Below are 1,959 nucleotides of genomic sequence, written 5' to 3'. Positions count from 1 at the left end.
AATTACCACGGAGTTCGGAATGGGCGGGAGTATGCAATTCCCGAGCATTTAAGTCAACTATAAGACCTAGTGCTTTAGTCGGGTTTACCCGCAAAAGAGCGCGCGAATGATAGCAGGGTCTGCGGCTTAATGGCACATCGACCGCCGGATGCCTTTGTAGGAGCTGCCGCAGGCTGCGATCCTTTGATCTTATAAAGAGCAAAATCAAAAGATCGCAGCCTGCGGCAGCTCCTACATGGGCCCAAGCGGTATCAGTGAGCCTTGGTTTCGTCTTTGCCCTTTACGCAGGCGAAGTCTTCTTCGCGCAGCTCAGGCAGATCTTTCGCACAGTAATTACTGCCCAGATCCTTCAGTGCGCCGCACACCCCCTCCAGACGACCATCGACCGCCTGCAGGTGATCGAGCAACTGACCAATGGCTCGCGCCACCGGGTCGGGCATGTCTTCACTGACACCGTAGGCATCGAAACCGATCTTCTCGGCCATCGCCTTGCGCTTGGCATCCTGCTCCTCATCGGATTTGACGATGATTCGCCCGGGAATGCCCACGACAGTGGCACCCGGCGGCACTTCCTTGGTAACCACGGCATTCGAACCGACCTTGGCACCCGCGCCAACCGTGAACGGACCAAGAACCTTGGCGCCCGCCCCCACCACCACACCATCACCCAAAGTCGGGTGACGCTTGCCTTTATTCCAACTGGTACCGCCCAGGGTCACACCCTGATAAATGGTGACGTCATCGCCGATCTCAGCGGTTTCACCAATGACGATGCCCATGCCATGGTCAATAAAGAAACGACGCCCGACTTTCGCACCCGGGTGAATCTCGATCCCGGTCAGCCAGCGACCGAAGTTCGATACCAGCCGCGCCAGCCATTTCAGCTCGTTGCGCCAGAGCATCCCGGCCAGACGGTGAATCCAGATCGCATGCATCCCGGGGTAGCAAGTCAGAACTTCGAAAGCGTTACGCGCCGCCGGGTCTCGATGGAATACGCTTTGGATATCTTCACGCAAACGCTCAAACATCATTAATCCTTCCGATTAAGAAGCTCACCACGGGCCGCTTTTTGGGTTTCCGTGAGGATGCCACGCAAAATATTCATTTCTGCCCGGCTGACCGAGCTGCGTCCGTACAACCGGCGCAGGCGCGCCATCAAGTGCCGTGGCTTTTCCGGGTCGAGGAATTCGATGGCCACAAGGGTCTGCTCGAGGTGCTCATAGAATCGCTCCAGCTCATCCATGGTCGCCAACTCGGCGCTTTTCACCGAGGCCACTTCCTCTTTCTCAAGCTTGGTCGGCTGACCTTGCGAGGCCAGCCACGCCATACGCACTTCATAGCTCAACACCTGCACCGCCGCCCCGAGGTTCAGCGAACTGAATTCAGGATCGGAGGGAATGTGAACGTGAAAGTGACATCGTTGCAGCTCTTCATTGGTCAGGCCGGAATCCTCACGACCGAACACCAACGCGATCTGTGCATCCTGCCCTGCTTCCTCGACCACTTTGGTCCCGCATTCGCGGGGATCGAGCAGCGGCCACGGAATTCGCCGGTCGCGAGCACTGGTTCCGAGCACCAGATTGCAGCCGACCAAGGCATCTTCCAGAGTGGCTACGACTTGTGCGTTTTCAAGGATGTCGCCGGCACCCGAAGCGCGCGCATCGGCTTCGTGATGCGGGAACAGACGCGGTTCGACCAGCACCAGTCGCGACAAACCCATGTTTTTCATGGCGCGCGCGGCCCCACCGATATTGCCGGGGTGGCTGGTATTGACCAGGACGACACGAATATTTTGCAGCACGGGAGGCGTTCTCGGACACGGGAAAGGGGAGCAAATCTTACAGAACAGCCTACCGTTAAGCTATGAAAGCGAACAGTGACCTTCACCTGAAGAAAAGTTCTGATAGAATGCCCGGCTTTCTTTAACAACCTTAGGTGACACATCCATGCAGCCCATGC

Annotated in this window: 2 protein-coding genes; both read right to left on the bottom strand. The window is 57.2% G+C overall.

Annotation, left to right across the window (positions count from 1 at the left end; all coding sequences use genetic code 11):
* Positions 1-251 precede the first annotated feature (251 nt).
* Positions 252-1,028, bottom strand: a complete 777-nt coding sequence (gene cysE, locus ACIOZM_RS29780; RefSeq protein ID WP_401220789.1) for a serine O-acetyltransferase — start codon at positions 1,026-1,028, stop codon at positions 252-254.
* A gap of 2 nt (positions 1,029-1,030) precedes the next feature.
* Positions 1,031-1,801 carry a tRNA (cytosine(32)/uridine(32)-2'-O)-methyltransferase TrmJ gene (gene trmJ / locus ACIOZM_RS29775; RefSeq protein WP_401220786.1) on the bottom strand — a complete coding sequence of 257 codons (771 nt, stop codon included), beginning with the start codon at positions 1,799-1,801 and terminating at the stop codon, positions 1,031-1,033.
* Positions 1,802-1,959 lie beyond the last annotated feature (158 nt).

The organism is Pseudomonas sp. NPDC087346 (assembly GCF_044744235.1).
In the GTDB taxonomy this organism is placed as follows: Bacteria; Pseudomonadota; Gammaproteobacteria; order Pseudomonadales; family Pseudomonadaceae; genus Aquipseudomonas.
The sequence above is the reverse complement of the archived record's forward strand: the minus strand, read 5'-3'. Positions and strand labels throughout refer to the sequence as shown.

Coding starts and splice junctions, on each gene's coding strand:
- cysE (WP_401220789.1), bottom strand. CDS start 1,028: ATGTTTGAGCGTTTGCGTGAAGATATCCAAAGCGTATTCCATCGAGAC.